Source organism: Streptomyces xylophagus, assembly GCF_000716435.1.
GTDB lineage: Bacteria > Actinomycetota > Actinomycetes > Streptomycetales > Streptomycetaceae > Streptomyces > Streptomyces xylophagus.
In genome coordinates, this window is the sequence record NZ_JNWO01000002.1 from 253,911 (window position 1) to 278,424 (window position 24,514).

General features: G+C 69.5%; 21 protein-coding genes and 1 riboswitch. Of the genes, 8 read left to right on the top strand and 13 right to left on the bottom strand.

Translation table 11 applies throughout. The features are described 5' to 3' along the window. Window positions 1-91: 91 nt before the first annotated feature. From OO70_RS04660 to OO70_RS04680, 5 genes are all read left to right on the top strand, one after another. Complete coding sequence (locus tag OO70_RS04660; protein ID WP_043664398.1) at window positions 92-670, top strand: TetR/AcrR family transcriptional regulator; 579 nt, start codon at window positions 92-94, stop codon at window positions 668-670. Then, window positions 667-1,413, top strand: a complete 747-nt coding sequence (locus OO70_RS04665) for a hypothetical protein (protein ID WP_051740645.1) — start codon at window positions 667-669, stop codon at window positions 1,411-1,413. Before OO70_RS04660 ends, OO70_RS04665 begins: the two co-directional genes overlap by 4 nt. A 188-nt stretch (window positions 1,414-1,601) precedes the next feature. After that, window positions 1,602-2,732 carry an ABC transporter substrate-binding protein gene (locus OO70_RS04670; protein WP_043664400.1) on the top strand — a complete coding sequence of 377 codons (1,131 nt, stop codon included), beginning with the start codon at window positions 1,602-1,604 and terminating at the stop codon, window positions 2,730-2,732. An 85-nt stretch (window positions 2,733-2,817) separates the two neighbouring features. Next, the gene (locus tag OO70_RS04675) at window positions 2,818-4,065 is read left to right on the top strand and encodes a sensor histidine kinase (RefSeq protein WP_043664401.1); all 1,248 of its coding nucleotides are present in this window, start codon (window positions 2,818-2,820) and stop codon (window positions 4,063-4,065) included. Further along, window positions 4,062-4,709: a response regulator gene (locus OO70_RS04680; protein ID WP_043664403.1), complete on the top strand. Its 648-nt coding sequence runs from the start codon at window positions 4,062-4,064 to the stop codon at window positions 4,707-4,709. The genes OO70_RS04675 and OO70_RS04680 overlap by 4 nt, the downstream gene beginning before the upstream one ends. Here OO70_RS04680 and OO70_RS04685 read toward each other — a convergent pair. The 4 genes from OO70_RS04685 to OO70_RS04700 all read right to left on the bottom strand — a co-directional run bounded on the left by OO70_RS04685 (window position 4,702) and on the right by OO70_RS04700 (window position 10,177). Continuing rightward, window positions 4,702-6,756 (bottom strand): beta-galactosidase, encoded by a 2,055-nt coding sequence (locus tag OO70_RS04685; RefSeq protein ID WP_043664404.1) that lies wholly within the window; start codon window positions 6,754-6,756, stop codon window positions 4,702-4,704. The genes OO70_RS04680 and OO70_RS04685 overlap by 8 nt on opposite strands. Window positions 6,757-6,910: 154 nt before the next feature. Next, window positions 6,911-8,251 carry an ABC transporter substrate-binding protein gene (locus OO70_RS04690; RefSeq protein ID WP_043664406.1) on the bottom strand — a complete coding sequence of 447 codons (1,341 nt, stop codon included), beginning with the start codon at window positions 8,249-8,251 and terminating at the stop codon, window positions 6,911-6,913. Window positions 8,252-8,297: 46 nt separating this feature from the next. After that, window positions 8,298-9,248, bottom strand: a complete 951-nt coding sequence (locus OO70_RS04695; RefSeq protein WP_043664411.1) for a carbohydrate ABC transporter permease — start codon at window positions 9,246-9,248, stop codon at window positions 8,298-8,300. Between the two features lie 2 nt (window positions 9,249-9,250). Continuing rightward, entirely contained in the window at window positions 9,251-10,177 is a 927-nt protein-coding gene (locus tag OO70_RS04700; RefSeq protein ID WP_043664413.1) for a carbohydrate ABC transporter permease, read from the bottom strand. Between the two features lie 295 nt (window positions 10,178-10,472). Between OO70_RS04700 and OO70_RS04705 the strand changes: the two genes are divergently transcribed. Beyond that, entirely contained in the window at window positions 10,473-11,480 is a 1,008-nt protein-coding gene (locus OO70_RS04705; protein ID WP_043664416.1) for a LacI family DNA-binding transcriptional regulator, read from the top strand. 31 nt (window positions 11,481-11,511) lie between these two features. Here the strand turns inward: OO70_RS04705 and gndA are convergent, their stop codons facing one another. The 4 genes from gndA to OO70_RS04725 all read right to left on the bottom strand — a co-directional run bounded on the left by gndA (window position 11,512) and on the right by OO70_RS04725 (window position 15,044). Beyond that, complete coding sequence (gene gndA, locus OO70_RS04710) at window positions 11,512-12,981, bottom strand: NADP-dependent phosphogluconate dehydrogenase (RefSeq protein WP_043664418.1); 1,470 nt, start codon at window positions 12,979-12,981, stop codon at window positions 11,512-11,514. Window positions 12,982-13,125: 144 nt separating this feature from the next. Then, window positions 13,126-13,635, bottom strand: a complete 510-nt coding sequence (locus tag OO70_RS04715) for a hypothetical protein (protein ID WP_234336701.1) — start codon at window positions 13,633-13,635, stop codon at window positions 13,126-13,128. Window positions 13,636-13,751: 116 nt separating this feature from the next. After that, the gene (locus tag OO70_RS04720) at window positions 13,752-14,276 is read right to left on the bottom strand and encodes a GtrA family protein (RefSeq protein WP_051740649.1); all 525 of its coding nucleotides are present in this window, start codon (window positions 14,274-14,276) and stop codon (window positions 13,752-13,754) included. 135 nt (window positions 14,277-14,411) lie between these two features. After that, entirely contained in the window at window positions 14,412-15,044 is a 633-nt protein-coding gene (locus tag OO70_RS04725; RefSeq protein ID WP_043664421.1) for a TetR/AcrR family transcriptional regulator, read from the bottom strand. 212 nt (window positions 15,045-15,256) lie between these two features. Here OO70_RS04725 and OO70_RS04730 point away from each other — a divergent pair, with 212 nt between their 5' ends. Further along, window positions 15,257-16,117, top strand: a complete 861-nt coding sequence (locus tag OO70_RS04730; RefSeq protein WP_051740651.1) for an endonuclease/exonuclease/phosphatase family protein — start codon at window positions 15,257-15,259, stop codon at window positions 16,115-16,117. Window position 16,118: 1 nt separating this feature from the next. Here OO70_RS04730 and OO70_RS04735 read toward each other — a convergent pair whose 3' ends face one another. Together OO70_RS04735 and OO70_RS04740 are read right to left on the bottom strand one after the other, a co-directional pair. Then, the gene (locus tag OO70_RS04735; protein WP_106971614.1) at window positions 16,119-16,583 is read right to left on the bottom strand and encodes a hypothetical protein; all 465 of its coding nucleotides are present in this window, start codon (window positions 16,581-16,583) and stop codon (window positions 16,119-16,121) included. Window positions 16,584-16,789: 206 nt separating this feature from the next. After that, the gene (locus OO70_RS04740; RefSeq protein WP_043664423.1) at window positions 16,790-18,199 is read right to left on the bottom strand and encodes a C40 family peptidase; all 1,410 of its coding nucleotides are present in this window, start codon (window positions 18,197-18,199) and stop codon (window positions 16,790-16,792) included. 8 nt (window positions 18,200-18,207) lie between these two features. Then, window positions 18,208-18,380, bottom strand: a riboswitch (cyclic di-AMP (ydaO/yuaA leader). Window positions 18,381-18,714: 334 nt separating this feature from the next. Here OO70_RS04740 and OO70_RS04745 point away from each other — a divergent pair. Beyond that, complete coding sequence (locus OO70_RS04745) at window positions 18,715-20,772, top strand: DUF1996 domain-containing protein (protein WP_051740653.1); 2,058 nt, start codon at window positions 18,715-18,717, stop codon at window positions 20,770-20,772. A gap of 82 nt (window positions 20,773-20,854) precedes the next feature. Here the strand turns inward: OO70_RS04745 and OO70_RS04750 are convergent, their stop codons facing one another. From OO70_RS04750 to OO70_RS04760, 3 genes are all read right to left on the bottom strand, one after another. After that, a complete protein-coding gene (locus tag OO70_RS04750) occupies window positions 20,855-22,300 on the bottom strand; it encodes a glyceraldehyde-3-phosphate dehydrogenase (RefSeq protein ID WP_043664425.1) in 1,446 nt (481 codons plus the stop codon). A gap of 157 nt (window positions 22,301-22,457) precedes the next feature. Continuing rightward, window positions 22,458-22,787 (bottom strand): SCO5918 family protein, encoded by a 330-nt coding sequence (locus OO70_RS04755; protein WP_043664428.1) that lies wholly within the window; start codon window positions 22,785-22,787, stop codon window positions 22,458-22,460. 64 nt (window positions 22,788-22,851) lie between these two features. Then, a complete protein-coding gene (locus tag OO70_RS04760; protein ID WP_043664430.1) occupies window positions 22,852-24,408 on the bottom strand; it encodes a DEAD/DEAH box helicase in 1,557 nt (518 codons plus the stop codon). Window positions 24,409-24,514 lie beyond the last annotated feature (106 nt).

Here is a 24,514-nt window from a genome sequence, read left to right on the forward strand (position 1 = left end):
CTCGTGTGTGACGGCTCCTTCAGCTTTATCGAGACACTGTGTCGCTGTCAATGCATACTGTCTCGACAGTGGCGGGACGTATGCTGAGGCGGTGCCGAAGCTTTGGAACGAGACCATCGAGGAGCACCGTCGCGCCGTACGCGACTCGGTGTTGGAGACCACGGCGGTGCTGGTGACCGAGCGTGGGCTGCGTGCGGTGACGATGTCGAAGATCGCCGAGGAGAGCGGGATCGGCCGGGCCACGTTGTACAAGTACTTCCCGGACGTCGAGTCGATCATGACGGCCTGGCACGAGGAGCAGATCGCCGGGCATCTCCGCGAACTCGCCGCACTCCGGGACGGCGCCGGCAGCGCGGGCGAGCGGCTGAGAGCGGTACTGGAGGCGTACGCCTTCATCCAGCAACGACGCCACGGCCACGGACCCGAACTCGGCGCGCTGTTGCACCAGGGTGAACATGTCGTCGGCGCCGAGCAACACCTCCATCGCTTCCTCCGCGAACTCCTGGCCGAGGGCGTGCAGTCCGGCGACATCCGCGACGACGTCTCCCCGGACGAACTCGCGACCTACTGCCTCCACGCCCTTGCCGCGGCGGGAGTCCTGCCCTCCAAAGCGGCGGTACGACGACTCGTCTCGGTCACGGTGACGGGGCTGCGCCCGGCGGTGGGATGACGGGATACCCGGGCTTCGACGTGCTGCTGGCGCGGTGGGCGAGCCGGCGGCAACTGGACGTCGCCGACCTGGCGAAGACGGCGGGGATTCCGGAGCACGAACTCCGGGCGGTGTTCGACGGAGCGGTGCCCGACTCGCCGGTGCTTCGAAGGCTCGCGCCCGCGTTGCACCTGCACGCCGCTGACTTGTTCGTGATCGCGGACGTGGTGGTACCGGACGATCTGGCTCCCCTGGACGAGAGAGCGGGAGGGTTGGCCGCGGGCCTCGTGCAGGATGCCGTGGGCCTGCCACCGGAGCACAGAGACCGGTTGCGCCGACTCGTCCGTTCGTTGCCCCAGGAGAGCCGCACGCAGCCGGTTCGGATACCGCCGGTGTATGAACAGTTTCCGCAGGGCCCTGGTCGTGTGCTGGTACGCATGGTCCGTAACCGGAATCTGAGCTGGACGGGGATGGCCCGGACGTTTCTCTGTCTGACGGGCCGGTACTGGGCCGCGTCCACGTATGGGGCGGTGGGCAACGGGCGCAAGGAACTCACCCCCGACCTGCTCGTCGACTTCGCGACCGTCCTGGGCGTCCCCGCCGACACCCTGTCCGTCCTCACCGGTGTCGACCTTCCCGATGGCACCCTGCAGGCGAACCCCGTGGCGGTCGACGTGGCCCAACTGCTCTGGGATGTGCGGCGCCTGACTGTCGATCAGATGCGAGAGGTCAGTGACGCGGCGCGGGCGATGCCGCCCGCATGACGGAAGGCGAGCGGCGGAAGGCCGTTCAATCGATCGGTTGAACGGGACTTCAACCTCCCGCTCACCCCTCGCTCCGTACGGACGACGCGAACGCCCCCTGGGCGGCTGAAGAATCACGAATGACCATGGCGCCGGGCTTCCGCCCACGCAGCCCATGGGCCTCACCCCCATCAGAGAGGTCCCCCAGCGTGTCCAGCTTCCTCAGCAGACGACGTGTACTTGCCGGCGGAGCCGGTGCCGCCCTCGGAATGAGCGTGCTCGGTGCGACGGCCACGACCGCGTCCGCTGCCCCGTCCCTCCGGTCCTCGCGGGAGGAGACCAGGACGCTCGACGAGCTGTACCGGGCCGCTCTCGCGGACGGCGGCAAGCTCGTGATCTACGCCGGCGGTGACACGCCGACCCAACAGGACGCCACCAAGGCCGCCTTTCGGAAGCGTTTCCCCGAGATCGATCTGACGCTGATCGTCGACTACAGCAAGTACCACGACGTACGCGTGGACAACCAGTTCGCGACCGACACCCTCGTGCCCGACGTCGTACAGCTCCAGACGCTGCAGGACTTCACGCGCTGGAAGGAGCAGGGCCGGCTGCTGCCCTACAAGCCGGCCGGGTTCTCGAAGGTCTACGACAAGTTCAAGGACCCGCAGGGCGCCTGGGTTGCCATCGCCGCGATCGCCTTCAGCTTCCTGTACGAAGTCGACGCGGTCGGTGCGGATGCTCCCAAGTCCCCGCTCGAACTGATCGACCCGAAGTGGAAGGGGAAGATCGCCTCGTCGTACCCGCACGACGACGACGCGGCCCTCTACCTCTACACGCTGTACGCGCAGCGGTACGGCTGGGAGTGGGTGGCCGCGCTCGCCGGGCAGGACGTGCGGTTCGCCCGGGGCAGCAACTCCCCGGGAGACGCGGTCCGCGCAGGGCAGAAGGCGATCGGCGTCGCCTCGTCGGGCACGCTGGTCTCCACTTCTCCCGTGAAGTGGGTCGTCCCCGACGGCGATCCCTTCATGGCCTGGGGCCAGCGCGCCGCGATCCTGAAGCAGGCCAAGAACCCGACGGCCGCCAAGCTCTACCTCAACTGGCAGCTGTCCGCCGCACAGCAGCAGGCGTCCTTCAACGGTTGGTCGGTACGCACCGACATCACGCTCCCGGCGGGACTGAAGCCGATCTGGGAGTACCCGAACGCGAACATCGACGGCTTCCCCCGCTTCATGGCCGACCGCGCGGCGGTCGAGCGCTGGAAGCAGACCTTCGCCCTCTACTTCGGCGAGGTGAAGGGCGATCCCTCGCCGGGCTGGCTGGGGCTGCACCCGGGGGCGTGACGGACCCCACTGTTCACACGGGTCATACAGGTGGTCGATAGACTCGGGAGCCCTGTCCGGATCTTTCGTCCCAAGGGGATCTGCCGTGTCCGCTCGCGCTCCGCTGACCGCTCGCGGCAGTCGGCACACCCTGGACCACGTCTCCCATCTCGCGTTGTTCCTCGTCGTCGGGGCGGGTCTGGTCCGACTCGCCCTGATCGACGACCCGTTGTGCTGGTACATCGTGAGCCTCAGCGGAGCACTGGCAGTGGTGTACGCGGGCGGGCTGACGTGGTGGGACCGGCTCGGGTCGCTCGGCAGGCGCGCGTGGGTCCCCGTACTGGTTCTGCTGTGGACCGTTCTGACCTTCCTCACCCAGACACCGCTGACGACTGCCTACGTGTGGTGCGCCGTTCCGCTCGCCTGTGCCGCCCTGCGGGTGCTCGGCCGCCGAGCCGCCGTGGTGACGGTGGCCGTGATCACCGTCGTACTCGTCGGGTCGCTGGTCCGGTCCACGGGCCGGTTCGACCCCGAGGTGGCGCTGGTCCCCGTCGCGGCCGTGTGGGCGACCGTCGCCCTCTACCGGACCCAGCAGCGGGACGCGTCCGTCCGCCAGCGGCTGGTGGAGGAGCTGCGGGACACCCGGGACACCCTCGCGAAGCAACAGCGTCAGGCAGGCGTGCTCGCGGAGCGCACCCGTATCGCCCGCGACCTGCACGACACCCTGGCCCAGGAACTGGCCGGCAGCGTCATGATGCTGCAGGTGGCCGAGCGCGACTGGGACGACCGGCCGGACGTGGCACGCACCCGGGTCCGGGCCGTGGCCGACGGGCTCGGCGCGAATCTGACGGAGACCCGGCGGATCATCCGCGATCTCACCCCGGCCGCCGTCGCCGAGGTGGGCCTGGAGGACGCACTGCGTCTGCTGTGCGCCCGATCGCGGGCCGAAGGCGCCGGATCCAGCGTCCGGTTCCGCACGGTGGGCTCACATCAGCCGGTACTCGACGACCACACGGCCACCACCCTCTTCCGCGTCGCCCAGAGCACACTGGCGAACGTACGCGAACACGCCCGCGCGGGAAGCGTGTCGGTCACCTTCCGGCGGCACCGCGACCGGGTGGAACTCGAAGTGACCGACGACGGGCTGGGCTTCGACCCGGCCGCCGCCTTCGCGGCCGGTGCCCGCGCGGACCGCGGATTCGGGCTGCCCGCGGCCAGGGCGCGACTGCGTGAGTGCGGGGGAGACCTCGACGTGAGCAGCGTGCCGGGGCGGGGGACCAGGGTCCGCGCCACGGTGTCCGCCCGGTCCCGGACCCAGCCGGTGGTACCCCTCACCGCAGCGACCGCCTCATGACCGCCGGACCGCTCCGCCTCCTCGTCGCGGACGATCACGCCGTCGTGCGGGCCGGGCTGCGCGCCCTGCTCGACGGCGAACCGGACATCGACGTGGTCGCCGAGGCCGGCAGCGGTGAGGAAGCCGTCAGCCTGGCAGCCCAGTTGACGCCCGACGTCACGCTGATGGACCTGCGCTTTGCCGGGCCGGGGAGCGGGATCGACGGCGTAGAGGCCGTCCGAAGGCTCGCCGCACGCGCGCCGGGCGTGGCGGTGGTGATGCTGACCAGCTATGCCGGACGAGCCGATGTCGTACGGGCGTTGGAGGCGGGCGCCCGCGGCTATGTGCTGAAGGCGGGGCCGCCGGAGGAACTCTTCCAGGCGGTCCGTACGGCCGCCGCCGGCTCGGTCGGGCTGGCGGCGGAAATCGTCGGTGAACTCGTCGGCCAAGTGGTCGATCCCGCGCAGGAGTTGACCCGGCGCGAGGTCGAGGTCGTCCGGCTGATGGCCGAAGGGCGCAGCAACCGGGCCATCGCCGAGGCGTTGTTCCTCAGCGAGGCCACGATCAAGACCCATCTCGTGCGGATCTACCGCAAGTTCAAGGTCGACAACCGGGCGGCGGCCGTGTCGGAGGCCGTCCGCCGCGGGCTGCTCGAACTCACCTGACAGGCTGCCGTACTACGGCGACCTCCCTCGGGGAGAGCACGGGGAAACCGTCCTCGCCCGCGCTGCCGACCAGAAGGTCCCCGGACAGTCCGGTCAACGGCACTGCCTTGTCGGTGCGGTTGACCAGGAACAGGTAGCGGCTGTCGGCGCTCCGGCGAACGGTCAGTTCGACATCTCCCCTTACGGCGTCGGGGAGTTCACTGCCGACACCGGCGGGCGCGAGCAACTCGGGGAGCAGGCCCGCGAGTCCGTCGCGGCCCAGTCGCGTGGAGACGTACGCGGCCGAACCCCCGCCCACCGTACGGCGGGTGACGGCGGGGCGGCCGGTGTACGCACCGCTGCGGTAGTGGGCCAGCACCTCGACTTCGGGGTCGGTCACCGTGATCCGGTCGGTCCACAGGGAGCCCGTGGCCGCGCCGTCGAGGTCCAGCTCGACCGTGTCGCCGTCGAGCAGCGGGCCGAACTCCTCGATGCGGATGCCCAACAGGTCCCGCAGGGCGCCCGGGTAGCCGCCGAGCCAGATGTGGTCGTTCTCGTCGACGACACCGGAGAAGTACGTGGAGACCAGGTGGCCGCCCTGCTCGACGTAGCGCGTGAGCTCCTTGGACAGGGCCGCCGGGATCATGTGCAGCACCGGCGTGATCACCACGTCGTAGCGGTCCAGGGCGGTCTGCGCGGTGACGATGTCGGACCGTACGCCGAGGTCGAGGAGCGCGGAGTACCAGTCGAGGGCTTCCTGCCGGTAGTCGAGCCGGTCGGTGGGGTGCGAGTCCTGCTCGCTCGCCCACCAGGACTCCCAGTCGAAGACGATGCCGACCCGGGCCGTCTCACGGTCCGTCCCGGCGACCGGGGCCAACGTCCGCAGCGTGCGGCCGAGTTCGGTCACCGCGCGGAAGACCTCGCTCTCGGCACCGGCGTGCGGCACCATCGCGGAGTGGTACTTCTCGGCGCCGGCGGCCGACTGGCGCCACTGGAAGTAGCAGACGGCGTCGGCGCCGTGCGCGACGTGCAGCAGGGAGTCGCGGGCCAGGTCGCCGGGGCGCTTGGCCACGTTGACGGGCTGCCAGTTGACCGCGCTGGTGGAGTGCTCCATCAGGAACCACGGCTTGCCGGCGGAGATGCCGCTGACGAGGTTCGCGGAGAAGGACAGCTCGTCGCGGTCCTGCGAACCGGGCGTGACGTAGTGGTCGTTGGAGACGAAGTCGATCTCGGCGGCCCAGTCGGCGTAGTTCATGCCCTTGGTGTTGCCCATCACCATGAAGTTGGTGGTGATGGGCACGTCCGGCGTGATCTCGCGCAACAGGTCGCGCTCCGCGCGGAGATGGTCCTTGAGGGCGTCGGAGGAGAAGCGCTTGAAGTCGAGTTGCTGGGTGGGGTTCGGGAAGGAGGCGGCCAGCCGGGGCGGCAGTATCTGCTCCCAGTCGCTGTACCGCTGGGACCAGAAGGCCGTGCCCCAGGCCTGGTTGAGCGTGTCGATCGTGGTGTAGCGGGCGCGCAGCCACTCGCGGAAGGCGCGGGCCGCGTCGTCGGAGTAGTCGTAGACGTTGTGGCAGCCCAGCTCGTTCGAGACGTGCCAGGCCACCAGCGCGGGGTGGTTCGCGTACCGCTCTGCCAACTTCCGTACCAGGCGCAGCGCGTGCTCACGGAAGACGGGCGAGGTGGGGCGCCAGTGCTGGCGGCCGCCCGGCCACAAGGTCTCGCCGGCTGCGGTCACCGGGAGGATCTCTGGGTGCTCCGTGCTCAGCCACGGCGGCGGGGACGCGGTCGCGGTGGCCAGGTCGACGCCGATGCCGCCTGCGTGCAGCAGGTCCATGACCTCGTCGAGCCAGCCGAAGTCCCATGTGTCCCGGGCGGGTTGGATGCGGGCCCAGGAGAAGATCCCCACGGAGACGATGTTGACGCCGGCCTCGCGCATCAGCCGGATGTCCTCGTCCCACACCTCGCGAGGCCACTGCTCCGGGTTGTAGTCGGCGCCGTAGGCGAGGCGGGGGGTGGTGGGCTCACCGTCCGGCCCGTGCCGCAACTGGGACAGGAGGGTGGAGATCATGATGGTCCTTCCGGTTACTGCACAGGCGGTACGCGATACGTGGTGGATTCCGGGCGGCCGCCGCCGAGCCGACTGCTGCTCGGCGGCGGCTCCCGAGGAGGTGCCGTTACTTCTTCGTGCCGGTCACTTCTTCGAGCCGGTCACTTCGAGCGGGTCACTTGTTGACCGTGAAGCCCTGCTCGTTGCCGTACTTGACGGAGGCGTCCTGCCAGCTCTTCAGACCCTGGGCCAGCGTGGTGCCCGAGATGTAGGCCTTGCCGACGGTGTCGTTGAAGATCGAGTTGGCGTACTGCTGGAAGGGCAGGTACGACCAGTCGGAAGCGACCTCGGACGCGGACTCGGCGAAGATCTTGTTGGCCTGCTGGCCGCCGAAGTACGGGAACGCCTTGTCCTGGAACGCCGCGGACTGCTGCTCGGCCTTGGTCGCCGGGAAGGCGCCCTGGTCGACACGGGTCTGGACACCGGCGCCGGCGTTGGCGTACTCGACGAACGCGTAGGCGAGTTCCTTGTTCTTGCCCAGCGTCGGCAGGGCGAGGGATGAACCGCCGTTCTCCGCGCTGGCCTTGGCACCCGCGGTCCACTGCGGCATCGGGGCCGCACGCCAGTCACCGGAGGCACCGGCGACACCGCTGACGAAGTTGGCGGGCATCCAGGCACCGGTGGTCAGGGTGGCGATGGTGCCGTCACCGAGGCCCTTGTACCACTCGTCGGTCCAGCCGTTGATGGGCGAGACGAGCTTCTCGTCGAGGAGCTTCTGCCAGGTCTCCGTGTACTTCTTGGCGCCCGCGTCCTCGAAGTTGACCGTCACCTTGGTGCCGTCGACCTTGTAGGGGCGCGAACCGGCCTGCCACAGCATGCTGGTGGTGAAGCCGGCGTCACCGGCGTCGTTGGCGATGTACGCCTTGGGGTCGGCCTTGTGCAGCTTGCGGGCCGCGACGACGTACTCGTCCCAGGTGGTCGGGACGGCGATCTTGTACTTGTCGAAGACCTTCTTGTTGTAGAACATCGCCATCGGTCCCGAGTCCATCGGCAGGCCGTAGACCTTGTCGCCGTCGCTCACCGCGTTCCACGGACCGGCCGTGTACTTGGAGGCCAGCTTGTCGGCGCCGTAGGGGGCCAGGTCGGTCAGGCCCTTGGTGAGGGAGTACTGGCTCAGCGCGAAGTACTCGACCTGGGAGACGTCCGGGACGCCCTTGCCGGCCGCGATCGCGTTCGACAGCGCGGTGTAGTACTTGTCACCGGACTTGTCGCTGACCAGGTTGATCTTGACCTTGGGGTACTTCTTCTCGAAGTCGGCCGCGACCTTCTTCAGCGTGGGCTCCCAGGCCCAGACCGTGACCGAGCCGCCCTTCTTCAGGGCCGCCTGGATGTCCGAGGCCGAGACCGCCTTGGTGCTGGAGCTGTCGTCGCCCGAGCTGCCGCACGCCGTCGCCCCCAGGGAGAGGACGGAGAGGAGGGCGAGGCCGCGCAGCAGGCGGCCGGTGGTTCTGCGCATGGAGGTGCTTCCACTTCTTCGTGGGTGGGACTACTTGAGGGTTGGGTTATTCCTTGACGCTTCCGGCGGCGAGGCCGGACTGCCAGTACTTCTGCAGCAGCAGGAACGCCGCGATCAGCGGCACGATGGTGAGCAGCGAACCGGTGATCACCAGGTTGAAGATGACGTCGCCGCCGATCGTCTGGGCCTGGGAGCTCCAGACGCTCAGACCCAGGGTCAGCGGATACCAGTTGGGATCTCTGAGCATGATCAGCGGCAGGAAGTAGTTGTTCCAGGTCGCGACCGTGGTGAACAGCAGCACCGTGACCACACCGGGGGCGAGCAGCGGCAGCGAGACCTGGAAGAAGGTGCGGATCTCACCGGCTCCGTCGATGCGGGCGGCTTCGAGGAGCTCGACGGGGATGGCCTCGGTGGCGAAGACCCACATCAGATAGAGGCCGAACGGCGAGACCAGCGAGGGGATGATCACCGCCCACGGTGTGTCCGTCAGCCCGATCTTGCTGAACATCAGGAAGGTCGGGACCGCGAGGGCCGTACCGGGGACGGCTACGGCGCCGATGACCACGGCGAAGATCGCGCGCTTCCCGGGGAAGTTGAACTTCGCCAGCGCGTAGCCGCCGAGGATCGCCAGGAAGGTGGCCCCGCCGGCGCCGAGCACGACGTAGAGCAGGGTGTTCAGCAGCCACCGGCCGAAGATGCCGTCGTGGTACGTGAACGTGTCGTGGATGTTCGACCAGAGGGCGAAGTGGTGCGCGAACCAGAGGCCGTTGGAGTCGGCGAGCCCCGTCTGGGTCTTGGTGGAGCTGATGACCAGCCAGATCAGGGGCACCACGGTGTAGACCATGATCAGACCGGTGAGCACGGTCAGCAGCACGCTGCGCCTGGGGCGCCCGGGTGTGTGCTTCTTGCGGGGGGTGCGCAGCCGCGGCGTGCTCCGGGAGCCGCCGCCGGACGGTGCCGGCGCCGACGCGGAGGCGGTGGTGACGGGGGTGCTCATGGTCAGGCTCCCTTGCGCATGCCGCGAAGCTGCACGACATAGGCGATGACCATGGTGATCAGGCCCATGATGATCGCGACCGCCGCGGAGTAGTTGTGCTGCTGGCCGTTGAAGGACAGCGAGTACGTGTAGTAGTTCGGGGTGTAGTCCGTCGTGATCGCGTTGCGTGCCAGCGGTCGCAGGATGCTCGGCTCGTTGAAGAGCTGGAAGCTGCCGATGATCGAGAAGATCGTCGCGATGACCAGGGCACCGCGGATCGCGGGGAGCTTGATGGCGGTGATGACGCGGAACTGCCCGGCACCGTCGATCTCCGCGGCCTCGTACAGCGAGTTCGGTACGACCCGCAGCGCGGAGTAGAAGATCAGCATGTTGTAGCCGACGAACTCCCAGGTCACGATGTTGCCGATCGACGCCAGCACCAGGTGCGTGGAGAGCGGGTCGGGCAGCGTGACATCGAGCGCGCTGTTGATGTCACCCACCAGACCGAACTGGGTGCCGTACATGAAGCCCCACATCAGGGTGGCGACCACCGCGGGCACGGCGTACGGCAGGAAGATCGTGATCCGGAAGAAGTCCCGGCCGAAGAGCCGCCCGCTGTCCAGGGCGAGGGCCACGAACAGGGCGATGCCCAGCATGATCGGCACCTGGATCAGCAGGAACAGCGAGACCCGCTCCAGGGAGGACCAGAACTGGTCGTCCTGGAAGGCCTGCGTGTAGTTGTCCAGGCCGACGAAGTGATTGCCGCCGATGAGCTGGTTGCGGTACAGGCTGAGGTAGACCGAGTACACGATCGGAGCCAGGAAGACGAAGGCGAAGACCAACGCGAAGGGTCCGATGAAACCCCACCCTGTCCAGGAACGGCGATCCCGTTTCGCCGATGGCCGGATCGGGGGCCGAGTCGCGGCCGCAGGGGGCTGAAGCGTCGTCATGTAGTTCCTCGCTCGTCCATCTCGGAACCGGCGTCTTACGCCGTCGCGATGGTTGCGTAAACATGCAGGTCCAAGAGTGCCTCGGCCTGTTATGTTTACGTAAACATCTGATGGCGGCATGTCTACACTGCCCCAATGTCGGTGGTCAAGGGTCGTTTGGTGAAACGCGACCGAGGCGATCGGATCGATATGTGAGGGGAGACGGGTGGACACAGCGGACGGTGCCTCGGCCGGCACCGAGGAACCACGTAGACGTACCGGGAAACGGTCCTCGCGGCGCGCACCGAGCGCGTCCATGGCGGATGTCGCGCGCGTGGCGGGTGTCTCCTCGCAGACCGTCTCCCGGGTGTCGAACGGTTACGAGGGCGTGAACGAGGAGACCAGGCAACAAGTCCTGGCCGCCATGAAAGAGCTGGGCTACCGGCCCAACAGTGCGGCCCGCGCCCTCAAGCGCGGCGAGTTCCGCACCATCGGCGTGATCACCTTCAACCTCTCCACCACCGGCAACATGCGCACCCTGGAGGCGATCGCGACCTCCGCCGCGCACGAGGGCTACGCCGTCACGCTGCTGCCGGTCGCCGTGCCCACCCAGGACGAGGTGCGCGGCGCCTTCTCCCGGCTGGGCGAACTCGCCGTCGACGCCGTGATCGCCATCATGGAGGTCCACCTCCTCGACGCGGCGACGATCTCGCTGCCGCCCCACGTCCAGGTCGTGGTCGCCGACTCCGACGCGGGCGACCGCTACAGCGTGGTCGACACCGACCAGAACGGCGGAGCACGCGCCGCCGTACGCCACCTGCTCGACCTCGGCCACCGCACGGTCTGGCACCTGGCGGGCCCCGAGGAGTCCTTCGCGGCCCAGCGCCGCGCCGACGCCTGGAGCGCCGAACTCACCGACGCGGGACGGCCCGTACCGGAGGTGGTGCGCGGCGACTGGTCGGCGGAGTCCGGCTATCGCATGGGACTGGAACTCGCCCAACAGGCCGACTGCACGGCCGTGTTCGCGGCCAACGACCAGATGGCACTGGGCCTGCTGCGGGCCCTGCACGAGCGCGGCCGGCGCATCCCCGAGGACGTCAGCGTCATCGGCTTCGACGACATCCCCGAGGCCGGCTCCTTCCTGCCGCCCCTCACCACCGTCCACCAGGACTTCGCCGAGGTGGGACGCCTGTGCGTGGAGGGTGTCCTACGGCGGATGCATCAGCGCAACGACGAGCACGGCACCACGCTGGTGCCCACGAAACTCGTGGTACGCGACAGCACGGCACCGCCCGCCGCACACACGTCCGGCCCCCCTGCCTGAGCAAGGGGGCCGGACGTCAGGTCGGTACGGCTCAGGCCGTCGTCTCCGGGCGGCCGGGCCGGGACCAGTGGGTGTGGAACGTACCCGTGCGGTCCGTACGGCCGTAGGTGTGCGCGCCGAAGAAGTCGCGCTGGCCCTGGAGCAGGGCCGCCGGCAGCCGGTCGGCGCGCAGCGTGTCGTAGTGGGACAGCGCGGCGGAGAACGCCGGCACGGGAATGCCGCGGCGTGCCGCAGAGGCGACGACCTCACGCCAGGGGACCTGCGCGTCGCCGATCTCCTGCGCGAAGCGCTCTTCGCCGAGGAGGCTGACCAGACCCGGGTCGGCCGTGTACGCGGCACGGATACGGTCCAGGAACGAGGCACGGATGATGCAGCCGCCGCGCCAGATCCCGGCGACCGCCGCGAGGTCGATCGACCAGTCGTACTCGGTGGCCGCGTCCTGGATCATCTTCCAGCCCTGGTCGTAGGCGATGACCTTCGAGGCGTACAGCGCCTGTTCCACCTGGGCGGTGAACCGGTCGGCCTCAGTGCGGCTCAGCGGGGGAGTGGTGCCGCCGGGCAGTCCGCGGTAGGCCGCGCGCAGGGCCGCCTGGCTGGAGGAGGCGCGGGCGAAGGTGGCCTGGGCGATCGCGGTGACCGGCGAACCCAGCTCAAGGGCGGTCTGCACGGTCCAGCGCCCGGTGCCCTTCTGGCCCGCCGCGTCCTTGACGATGTCGACGAACGCCCCGCCGGTCTCCGCGTCCGTGTGCGCGAGGACCTCGGCGGTGATCTCGATCAGATAGGAGCCGAGCCGTCCCTCGTTCCAGCGGCGGAAGACGTCCGCGATCTCGGCCGGGGTGTAGCCGCCGACCTGACGCAGCAGGTCGTACGCCTCGGCGATGAGCTGCATGTCGGCGTACTCGATGCCGTTGTGCACCATCTTGACGAAGTGCCCGGCGCCGTCGGTCCCGATGTGCGTGGAACAGGGCTCGCCGTCGACCTTCGCGCTGACGGACTCGAACATCGGGCCCAGCACGGCGTACGACTCCGCCGAACCGCCGGGCATGATCGACGGCCCGTTCAGCGCGCCCTCCTCGCCGCCGGAGACACCGGCGCCGACGAAGTGGAGCCCCTGCTCGCGCAGGGCCGCCTCACGGCGGCGGGTGTCCGCGAAGTGGGCGTTGCCACCGTCGATGATCATGTCGCCGGGCTCCATGAGCGCGGCGAACTCGTCGATCACGGCGTCGGTGGCAGGACCGGCCTGGACCATGATCATCAGGCGGCGGGGGCGTTCGAGCGCGGCCACGAACTCCTCTGCCGTCTCGGCCGGCACGAAGGCGCCCTCGTCGCCGTACTCCTTCATCAACTCATGGGTGCGGTGCGGCGATCGGTTGTGGACGGCGACCGTGTAGCCGTTGCGGGCGAAGTTGCGGGCCAGGTTGCGGCCCATCACCCCCAGGCCGGTGACGCCGATCTGGGCGGTGGCGTCGGTTGCGGAGCCGTTCGGTGCGGATGCGTTCATGGGGTGCCTGTTCTCCGGGTCGGTGACGTGGCGGGTCGGCGCGGGGCGCCCATGTCCGCAGGTACGTCTGTGATCACGAATTGACTCGAAGTCCGGGACCCCGATTCGTAATTCGTTCCGGCGCCCCGCAGTCGGGCCCACATCTCAGCAACCCGTTCCGGCCGGGGCGAATTCCACGCGCGCGTGCTCGTCCGCGGTGCGGACCTCGTCGTAGACGGCACGCGTGACCTGGTACCAGACGTCGTCCTTTATGGTGTCGCCGCCGACGTCGTCCAGGCTCACGCACCACCGTTCCTTGCGGACGAGCCTGGTGTACGTCTCGGTGCCGCGCTGCACCTTCGCGCACTTCCGGTACTGCTCCGTGGTGTACCAAGTGCGGGTCTTCTTCTTGGTGCCGGTACCCGAACTGGACTTGTGCTGGACCCGCTTGGTGGCGGGAGTGCACTTCGTGACCGTGTGCGGCCGAGTGGCTCTCGTCGTCTGCTTGGCGAGGTGACGGACCGAGTCCCGGAGCCCGGTGACGGTGTCGGGGGTCGGTGCCGCTTCGTGCGCGGTGCTCGCACTGCTCTGACTGGCGCCGGACGTGGAACTCGTACTGCTCCCGCCCCCGCCCCCGCCGCATGCGCCGAGTGTTCCGATCAGAAGTGTCGTCAACCCGGCTGAAACCAGGCGCTTGTTGAACATGTTCCCCCGCTGTCCGTGTTTTGGAAGCGGTCAGCGTAGCTGATCACTGGGGGACTTCGGCGGGGCAGGCGCCTGCATGTCCGCCGCTACAACGCCCCTGCGACGGCTGGAACGTTCGCGGCGACCGGGAAGCGGTTCTGCAGGTCGCGTGCCCAAGTGGGCCGCAGGGCCTTCGTCTTGCGTCCGGCCGCGAAGACGTACGCGCGCAGCAGCAGGAAGCGGGCGAGGCCGGCCAGACCGGAGGCGCTGAGGTACACGATCTGCTCGGTGAGCATCCCGGGCGACGACTGCACCAGGTGCAGGACGAACATCGCGGCACAGGTCACCACGTAGGCCGCCGCGGCCGAGCCCGCCGACTGCCAGTGCTGGCGCCATCCGGCGTGCCGGCCCGAGCCGAAGGTGAAGCGGGCGTGGAGTTCGGTGCACAGGAGCGTGGAGGCGATGGTGATCAGCACGTTCGCCAGCGCCCAGGGCAGCTGCTCGGCCAGCAGTGCCACCGCGCCGCTGGAGAGGAGCCCGACACCGCCGCCCAGCAGTACGAACCGGGCGAAGGAGGCGAGCGGGCCGGGGGCGGCCGGGGTCCGGGGCGCGTCGTCCATGGCGGTCTCCATCCGCTCCGTACGCTGCGCCTGGGGTGAATCGGCCGCGTAAGTTTGCTTGACTTACTCAACTATAGCGGCTTGCTTGAGTTACGCAAGTAAATTTTGGGATGGTGTCGACAGAGGATCGCGCGTGGGTGATGTCGGTCAGCGCGTACGGCGAATGAGGAAGCCGTCGACGAGCCGATCGAGGAAGTCCTCGTCGATCGAGTCGCCCGTCACGAGGACGCGGTAGTAGAGCGGCCCGACGAGCTGGTCGGTCTCGGCCGCGAGGTCGAGGTCGACGGGCAACTGGCCACGCTGCACCGCGCGTTCGAGCGGCAGACGGTCCCGCTTGCGCTGCTCGTCGAGATAGCGCGCCCGGAAGTCCGCCGCGAACGCCGGATCGTGCTGGGTCTGCGCGATCAGCGCCCGGAAGACGGCTCCGGGGTCGGACCGGCCCAGGAAATGGGCCAGTTGACGCAGATAGGCGCGGAGGTCGAGGGCGAGGTCGCCGTGGTCCGGCGGGGTCAACTCCTCGGCGAGGTCCTGGAGGAAGGCGTCCACGAGGACATCGGTCTTGGACGGCCACCAGCGGTACACGGTCTGCTTGGCGACGCCGGCCCGCGCCGCGATGCCCTCCATGGTGAGCCCGGCGAAGCCCTTCTCGACGAGCAGCCCGTCCGCCGCCTCCAGCACCGCCTGCCGCGCCTGCTCGCTGCGGCCGTGCCGGTTGCCGTGATGGGAACGCCCCTGCTTCCCGGCGGCGCTCTCCTCGGCGGCTCCTGTCGCGGATCCCAATGTCCTCGCCTCTCTCGTTCCGGGCCGTCGGCTCCGGTGTGCACGATACGGTGCGCGTGGTCCGGCGGGGCGGCGGTCGTCCGTCGGCCCGCGGGCGAGTGCCGGGCCCGGGCGCACTCCGTATTTCTTCCTACAAGAGACCTCGGCGCATGCGAGGATCACTCCTCCTGCCCGCCGACCCCCAGGGGACGATCGGATGACGACGGCACGACATGGGTGACATCCGGGTGAGGCTCGCGACGTTCAACGTGCTGCACGGTCGACGGATCCAGCCGGACGGCCGCCCGGCGCCCGATCGCCCCGGCGATGCCGCCACGCCTCTCGCCGAAGCGGTCGCGGCCTTGGACGCCGACGTGGTGGCACTCCAGGAGCTGGACCGCCTCCAGGAGCGGTCGGGCAGTGTCGATCAGGCGGCGGTCGCCGCCGACGCGATGGGCGCGCGGGACTGGCGCTATGCGACGGCACTGCACTGCCGTTCGGTGCCGGGCCGGGGCTGGGTCCGCGATCCGGCCGAGCCCGGGATGCGCGTCTACGGCCCCGAGGCTCAGCAGCCCCAAGTCCCCTCGCACGGGCTCGCGTTGCTGTCCAGACTTCCGGTCCGCGCATGGCGGGCTCTACGACTCCCACCGGCACCCCTCGCCCTGCCGTTGCGGGTCGCCGGGCGGGCCGTCCCGGTCCTGGCCCGGGACCAGCCCCGGGCCGCCCTGGCCGCCGTACTGGAGGGACCGCAGGGGCCGTTCACCGTCGTGGCCGTCCATCTGTCGTTCGTGCCGGGCTGGAACATCGGCCAACTGCTCACCGTGCGCCGCTGGATCGCCGATCTGCCTCAACCCCAGGTGCTCATGGGGGACTTCAATCTCATCGGTGCGCTGCCTCGGCTCGCCCTCGACGTGACGGGACGGAGAGGCTGGCGAGGGTCGGCGCGGCAGGCGACCTTCCCTTCGCACCGCCCGCTCGTCCAGTTCGACCACATCCTGGCGACGGGGCTCGGCGCGGACGCCGTAGGCACGGCACACGCGCCGCGGACGGCGATCTCGGATCACCGGCCGCTGGTGGTGGAGCTGTCGCTCTGAGTCAGTTCCACAGGGGATAGGTCACGACGTGCGCGAACTTGTCCGGCCTGGCCGCCGTGTACGTCAGGCTGATCTCGCTGTAGTGCTGCACCTGCGGATGCTTCTTCCAGGGCTGCGGGGTGTCGAGCCGGACGACGACCGGGTACGAGTGGAACTTGCCCGCCGCGCAATAGGGCTTGCAGTCGTTCACCACGTTGTAGCCCGTCGCCGTCGCGGAGTTGTCGTTCCAGTACGTCCAATGCAGCGACGTCAGACGGCTGTTGCCGTCGCCGCAGGCGAGCATGAAGTCGGTGGGGCGCACCTCGGGATGCCACAGGCAGTCGACCAGCACCGGGCCCGCGAGCTGTCGATGGGCGGCCGGCACCGCGTGCACCGTCGCCGGGGCCGCGGACGAGGTGCCCACGGCAGGCGCGAGCAGGGCGGCGGCACAGAGCGTGACGACTCCGACCATGGTGTGTTTGTACATGTCCGCTCCCGGCCGCCTGTTCGTACCCGTCGTCCCGCACCCGTACCGGCGGTGGACCGCCTGACGGGGCACGGTCGTCGTCTGTCGTCCCGTTCGACGCTACGACCGTGCCCGGGGTTCCACCACTCGTAGGGACCAACGACGCGGCCCGCCGAGAGTGTCGGGGGATACGCGACCAGGGCCGGGAAAGCCCGGCCCCGAGCGGATCAGGCGGGCCGTACGGCGCCCCGGATGGCGGCCGGACCGGCGTAGAAGATCGACTCCTCGCGTATCGGCGTGCCGGGGCTCGGCGCGTGGATCATCAGGCCGTTGCCGGTGTAGAGACCGACGTGGTCGATGCTGTCGTAGAAGAAGATCAGGTCGCCGGGGCGGATGTCCGTGAGCGGGACGAGTGCGCCGGCGCCGGACTGTTCCTGGGCGGTGCGCGGGAGCAGGACGCCCGCGGCCTTCCAGGCGGCCTGGGTGAGGCTGGAGCAGTCGTACGCGTCCGGGCCCGCCGCGCCCCACAGGCAGGGCCTGCCGATCTGTGCGCGGGCGAACGCGAGCGCGATGCTGGTCTTGCTCTGCGTGCCGGCGTCCGGTGCGGCGGGGACGGCCGTGGTGGTCATCGGGCTCATGGCCGGGGCCGTGGGGATCTCGGGGGCCATGGTCGGAGCGGTAGGGAGCGTGAACTCGGGGGCCATGACCGGAGCGGTCGGGAGGGTGAACTCGGGGGCGACGACCGGGGCCGCGGCGAAGGCGGTCTCGGGGGCCGGTGCGGTCGGCTGCCACTCCTGCTGGGGCGGACGCCAGTCCGGTTCCGGCGTGGTGTACCAGGTGCCCTGGCCGGTCGGCTGCTGGGGCACCATGGGGATCTGGCCGGTGGACCAGGTCGACTCCGGGGCGGCGGTCCAGGTTGTTTCCGGGGCGGGCCAAGCCGTCTCCGGGGTCGGCCAGGGGGTGTTCGCCGGGGCGGCTTCGGTGCGCGGTGCGGCGATGTACGGGAGCAGCGCCAGGTCCGACGTGAGCGGGTCGAAGACCGGTTCCGGGGCTGCCTGCGGGGCGAATTGCTGCGGCTGGACCATCGGCGCGGCCGGCACCTCGAGAGCGGGCACGGGCGGCAGGTCCAGGACGGTCGCCTGCGGCATCTGCTGAGCGGGGGGCAGCGCGGCGACGGGCCGGTGGGTCGTCTCCGCCATCGGGCTGGTGATGTCCGGCACGGAGGGCCCTGCGGTCAGCTCGGCCACGGCGCGGCTCGGCGCATCGAGAGCACGGCCGGTGCTTTCGGGCTCGGGGCGTCGCTCGGGCCGTGAGGGCGAGGCTTCCGCCGGGCGCCCCTGAGTCCTGCTGGGCGGCAGGATCGCCGGTACGGTCGGGCCCAGTTCGGCGCGGGCCTGGTCGAACCACTGCTTGGTGACCGCGTCGAGAGCGGGATCGGAAGGCCGGGACGCACCGGGTCGGGGAGTGGCGCGCTGGCGCGGGGCCCCCGACATCTTGCGCGTGGCGTTGTAGTTTCCGGTGGCCGTCTCGGCCCTGTCGTAAAGGGAGTTGATCCGCCGCTGGACTTCGTCGCGGCTGGGTCGGTCGTCCACGGTGGGGCCACTGCCTCCGGTGCGCGTACTTCGTTCTGCCGGCATGGCAGACGTGCTCCTTCCGTATCGCGCCTACCGAGTTAGCTGTCGGGTTCGGGCGTCGATCACGGAAGGTTTGCCCTACGGCCCGTGCCCTGAAGGGCAGTTGGGCCGATTCACCCCAAGTCGGTTGGGTCCCCGGCTCCGGCTGCCGCGTGCGGCGCACCGGACTCGGCGCAAGCCGCGCGGCCCGGCGCCAATCGCCGGAGTAGGTCGTACGGCCTGTCGGTCAACTTAGCCAACGTGTGTGCCTCGTGTGAAGGTTGAAGCGCGATATGTCCGATACGTATTTGTGACCTTTACCTCGCCCTGGGGATGACGAGGGCTCATGGACTCCGGAGCCGGGCGTTCCATATGAGGTCGCTATGAATTTCTGGGACGGTTGAACACGCCGGGACCCGTCTCCGTATAGGGCTGGGGGATTTCCATGCCGGGACGATCCGGGCCGACCGATACGTGTAGGAGCAACTCCCTTGGCACGCAACACGCGCAGACGCCCCACAGGCGCACGACGCGCGACGATGGCAGCGGTCGCCCTGATGCTGGGCGGCGGAGGACTGGTGGCGGCGAACGTCTACGCGTCGGCGTCCGAGGGCGGTTGGGGCGGTGACTCCACCCAACAAGGGTCTCCGGACGCGGCGTCGCGTGGCGCGACGATCGACTGCCCGGACATCGGCACCCAGTTGACGACGGTGCCCGACGAGGCGAAGGCCGACGTCGACAAGGAACTCGCGCTTCTGGACCAGCAGATAACCGAGGCCTACCAGAAACTCCAGGACTCGACCGAGTCCATACGCCAGGACGCCTCCTTCGCCGACAACGCGATCATGAATCCGTTGAAGGAGAAGCGGGCCGCGACCATCGGGCGCATCGACGACGCCATCGACCGTGTCGGGGACCGCCCCGAGGGACTCGACGCGCTCGCCGCCTGCACCCTCATCGCCCCCACGAACGGTGACCAGAACGGCAGCGGCGGCGACCAGAGCGGCAGCGCCGCCCCGACCGGCCAGGGCCAGCAACAGGGCGGCGACCAGGGCCAGCAGCAGTCCACCAACGGGCCTGTCGCCTCGGACTACGCGGACATCACCTCCGTGCAGCCCAACGTGAACGCCCCGCAGGATCAGGCCGACGCCTCCCGCGGCACGTTCGTCACCGCGTGCGGTGTGAACGAGAACGGGCTGTTCAACTCCGACAACGTGATCGTCGCCCCCGGAGTCAGCAACGGCGCCCACCACTTCCACGACTACATCGGCAACCAGTCGAACAACGCCTTCGCCAGCGACCAGGACCTCGCGAACGCCGACACGAGCTGCGAGAACCCAGGCGACAAGTCCACCTACTACTGGCCCGTCCTGCGCCTGCAGAACGGCAAGCAGGAGCAGGACGCCGACAAGCCCGGCGGCGGCACCGAGGGCAACTCCGGTGAGATCGTCACGGCCAAGCAGGTCACGCTGACCTTCGAGGGCAACGCGAAGAGCAAGGTCGTCGCGATGCCGCGCCTCCTGCGCATCATCACCGGCGACGCGAAGGCGTTCGTCAACGGCCCGGCCAACGCCAACGCCTCCTGGAGCTGCACCGGGTTCGAGGACCGGCAGCTCAAGGACAAGTACCCGCTGTGCCCCTCGGGCAGCGACGTGGTGCGCACCTTCAAGTTCCAGAGCTGCTGGGACGGCCGCAACATCGACAGCGCCAACCACCGCACCCACGTGGCCTTCGAGGCCGCCGACGGCACCTGCCCGGACGGCTTCAAGGCCATTCCGCAGCTGGTCCAGCGCATCGTCTACGGCGTCGACGCGCCGAGCCTCCAGGACGGCGGGAAGACCACTCCGCTGTTCGCGGTGGACTCCTTCCCGGAGCAGCAGCACAAGCCCGTCACGGACCACGGCGACTTCATCAACGTCTTCGACGAGGGCCTGATGAACGACATGGTCACCTGCATCAACAGCGGCGAGAAGTGCGGCGCCGGCACGGACAACGACCCCGGATCGGGCAACGGTTCGGGCGGCGGCGCGGGTGCGGGCGGCGGTTCCGGTGAGCCGTCTGCGTCCCCGACGGCCACCGACACCGCTACCGCTACGGCGACGGCCACCGCGACCGCGACCGCTTCCGACGAGCCCGGCGGCAACGGCGGCGACGAGGGGAACGGCGGCAACGGCGGCAACGCCGGGAATGGTGACAACGGCGGCAACGGTGACCAGCCCACCGCGGATCCCGCGACGAGCGCCCCGGACACCGAGACCACCGACCCCGAGCCCACCGACATCCAGACCACCGACCCCGGAGATCTGACGACCGCCGTCTCGGTGCCCAAGGCCGACACGAAGACCGAAGGATCCAAGTCGACCGAGACACAGGGGAGTTCGGACAACGGATCCGGTGGCCAGGTCGGCAGCGCCGAGTCGACACCGCCCGCCTCGTCCTCGGGCGGGGAGAGCTACGCCGCCGTAGGCCCGAACCAACCGCAGGCGCAGGGCGGGCTGGCGGAGACCGGCGCGAATCTGTGGCCCGCCGTGGCCGGCGCACTGCTTCTCATCGCCGGATTCGTGGTGCTCTACCGGAGCAAGCGCAGCGCTCGCTGAACACCGTGCACGGCTGTGACAACGACGGCCCGGCCGCCCTCACTCGGGGGCGGCCGGGCCGTCACACGTTCAGCGCGCCGCGTCAGACGGCAGGCGAGGGGTACGTCGGGTACTCGACCCCGGAGACGTGCTGGACGACCCGGATGACCTGGCAGGAGTAGCCGAACTCGTTGTCGTACCAGAGGTAGAGGATCGCGTTGTCGCCGTCGACCTTGGTGGCGCCCGCGTCGATGATCGAGGCGTGACGGGAGCCCATGAAGTCGCTCGACACCGCGTCGGGGGCGGTGGTGAAGTCGATCTGGCGCTTCAGCGGCGAGGTCAGTGACACATCGCGGAGGTAGTCGAGGACCTCGGCGCGGGTGGTCTCGCGGCCGAGCCGCAGGCTGAGGATCGCGATCGAGACGTCCGGCACCGGGACACGGATCGAGCTGCCGGTGATCGGCGCCTTGAGGTCGGGCAGCGCCTTGGCGACGGCCGAGGCGGCACCGGTCTCGGTGATCACCATGTTCAGCGGCGCCGAACGGCCGCGGCGGTCGGCCTTGTGGTAATTGTCCAGCAGGTTCTGGTCGTTGGTGAACGAGTGGACGGTCTCCACATGGCCGCGCAGCACACCGTACTCGTCGGCCATCGCCTTCAGCGGCGGCACGATCGCGTTGGTGGTGCAGGACGCGCAGGACAGGATCTGCTCTTCCGGCTTGATCGTGTCGTGGTTGACGCCGTGCACGATGTTGGGGACGTCGCCCTTGCCGGGCGCGGTCAGCACGACCTTGTCGATCCCGGGCCGCAGATGCTGCGAAAGGCCTTCCCGGTCACGCCACTTGCCCGTGTTGTCGATGAGGATGGCGTCCTTGATGCCGTACGCCGTGTAGTCGACCTCCGACGGGTCGCCCGCGTAGATCACCTTGATCTCGTTGCCGTTGGCGATGATCGTGTCGCTCGCCTCGTCGACGGTGATCGTGCCCTGGAACTGGCCGTGGATCGAGTCGCGGCGCAGCAGCGAGGCCCGCTTCACGATGTCCTGTTCCCCGCCCCGGCGTACGACGATGGCGCGCAGCCGCAGACCGTTGCCCGAGCCGGCCTTCTCGATGAGCAGCCGGGCGACCAGGCGGCCGATGCGGCCGAAGCCGTACAGGACGACGTCACGGCCCTCGCGGCACTCGATCTTGTTGACGCCGGTGGCGCCGGCGACCGCCTCGGCGGTGAACTCCTCTACGGAGAGGCCGCGTTCGTCGGTCCGGTGCGTGGCGGCGAGCATGCCGATGTCGATCTGGGAGGGGCCCAGGTCGAGCGCGGTGAGGGCGCGGAGGTACGGCAGGGTCTCGGTGACGGACAGTTCCTCGCCGTCGATCTGCCGGGCGAACCGGTGGGTCTTGAGGATGCTGACCACCGACTTGTTGACCAGGGAGCGGCTGTGCAGCAGGACGGTGACGTCCCGCTCGCGGTGCAGCTTCCCGATCATCGGGATCATCGACTCCGCGATCTCCTCGCGGGTCTTCCAGTTGGTGAACGAGTCCTCGTTGACAGGCACAGGTTTCTCTTTCGAGCTAGACGGCGCTCATATGCTAACCCGCTGTTCATCTGCTCGTTCAGCTGGGGTGCCGCCCGGCCCGTGGCGGGCCCGGAGCGCCGAAAGGGCCCTGCCGACGCGCGTCGGCAGGGCCCTCAGGGTCGTACTGGTGTCGCTTCTACACGGTTTCCACAGCGTCCTGGACCGCCGCGCCGCTGCCCAGCAGCGCCGACGCGTTCTCCAGCGGAGAGAGGACGTGCACGGGTACGGCCTCGGGCAAGCCGTGGCACGTGAAGCCGAGCCGGGTCATGGCCCGGATGACCTCACCACTGTTGAAGTCGCGGGGATCCTGCCGGGTGATGACCTGCCCCACCTGCTTGACGGGGTAGCGGCGCCGCCCGATGGTCACGGACTCACCCGTGACCAGCTCGGGCTTGATGCCCTTCATCGTCTCCAGGACACCCATCTTGGTGAGGTCGAAGGGATACCGGGCGATGACACAGCGCATGTTGCCTCACAGAGAGAAGGAGGATCGGGGGCCGAACGGGCGCCCGAAGGCGCCGAGTTGGTCCTCAGGCCGCAGGACCGAAGGACGACCGTCGCTGCCCCCGGCTGCCGCTACTGCCGCCGCGCCGCGCCGCACCACCGGTGGACGACCGGCCGCCCTCGCCGGCCGGACGGCCACGACGGCCCCGCGACGACGAGGAGGACGGGCTACGACGGGCACGCTCGCGCTCGACGACCGGCGCGGTGATGACGACCGGGACGCCGGACGGAGCCTGGGCGCCCGTGATCCGGGTCAGCTCCTCCTCGCCCGACCGCACCGCGGTGACCTCCGCGGTGACGCCGGCCATGGTCATCAGGCGGGTGAAGTCACGGCGCTGGTCGGGGGTGACCAGCGTGACGACACTGCCGGACTCGCCCGCACGGGCCGTACGGCCGCCGCGGTGCAGATAGTCCTTGGGGTCGGTGGGCGGATCGACGTTGACGACCAGGTCGAGGTTGTCGACGTGGATGCCGCGCGCCGCGACGTTGGTCGCCACCAGCGCCGTCACATGCCCGTCCTTGAACTGGGCGAGCGTGCGGGTGCGCTGCGGCTGGGACTTGCCGCCGTGCAGACCGGCCGCGCGGACACCGTTGTTCAGCAGGTGCTTCACCAGCCGGTCCACCGCGTGCTTGGTGTCCAGGAACATGATGACCCGGCCCTCGCGCGCCGCGATCTCGGTGGTCGCCCGCTGCTTGTCCGTGCCGTGCACGTGCAGGACGTGGTGCTCCATCGTCGTGACCGCGCCCGCGGAGGGGTCGACGGAGTGGACGACGGGGTCGGTCAGGTACCGGCGGACCAGGAGGTCCACGTTGCGGTCCAGGGTGGCCGAGAACAGCATCCGCTGGCCACCCGGCTGCACCTGGTCGAGCAGTGCGGTGACCTGGGGCATGAAGCCCATGTCGGCCATCTGGTCGGCCTCGTCGAGGACGGTGATGGTCACGCCGTCGAGTCGGCAGTCGCCGCGCTCGATGAGGTCCTTGAGGCGTCCCGGCGTCGCGACCACGACCTCCGCGCCACCGCGCAGCGCACCGGCCTGGCGGCCGATGGACATACCGCCGACGACGGTGGTCATCCGCACGCTGACGGCGCGGGCGTACGGGGTGAGCGCGTCGGTGACCTGCTGGGCCAGCTCGCGGGTGGGGACGAGGACGAGCGCGAGCGGCTGACGCGGCTCTGCTCGGCGGCCCGCCGTACGGGCCAGCATCGCGAGACCGAAGGCGAGGGTCTTGCCGGAGCCGGTGCGGCCGCGGCCGAGCACGTCACGGCCGGCGAGGGAGTTGGGGAGCGTCGTCGCCTGGATCGGGAACGGGACGGTGACGCCCTCGTGGCCGAGAGCGGCCAACAGCTTTGCGGGCATGTCGAGTTCGGCGAACGACTCCACGGCGGGCAGACCCGGCGTGACCGTCTTCGGCAGGGCGAACTCGCCCTGCAGGGCGACCGGACGGCCACCGCCGCCCTTGGACCGGCGGGGTGCGCTGGAGCGGTTGCCGGACGGGGCTGCCGAACGGTAGCCGCCCTTTCCGGATTCCGGATTTCCATTCCGCTTTCGCGGGGAGCGATCATTTGTACGTGCGCGGTTCAATGGGAACCTTCCTTGATATGGCACGTATCAAGGAATTCCCGCGGTGAATGAACGGCGCAGAGAATCGCAAGAACGAGCCGGTGGCTTCGGCGGAATAGCGCCGAAA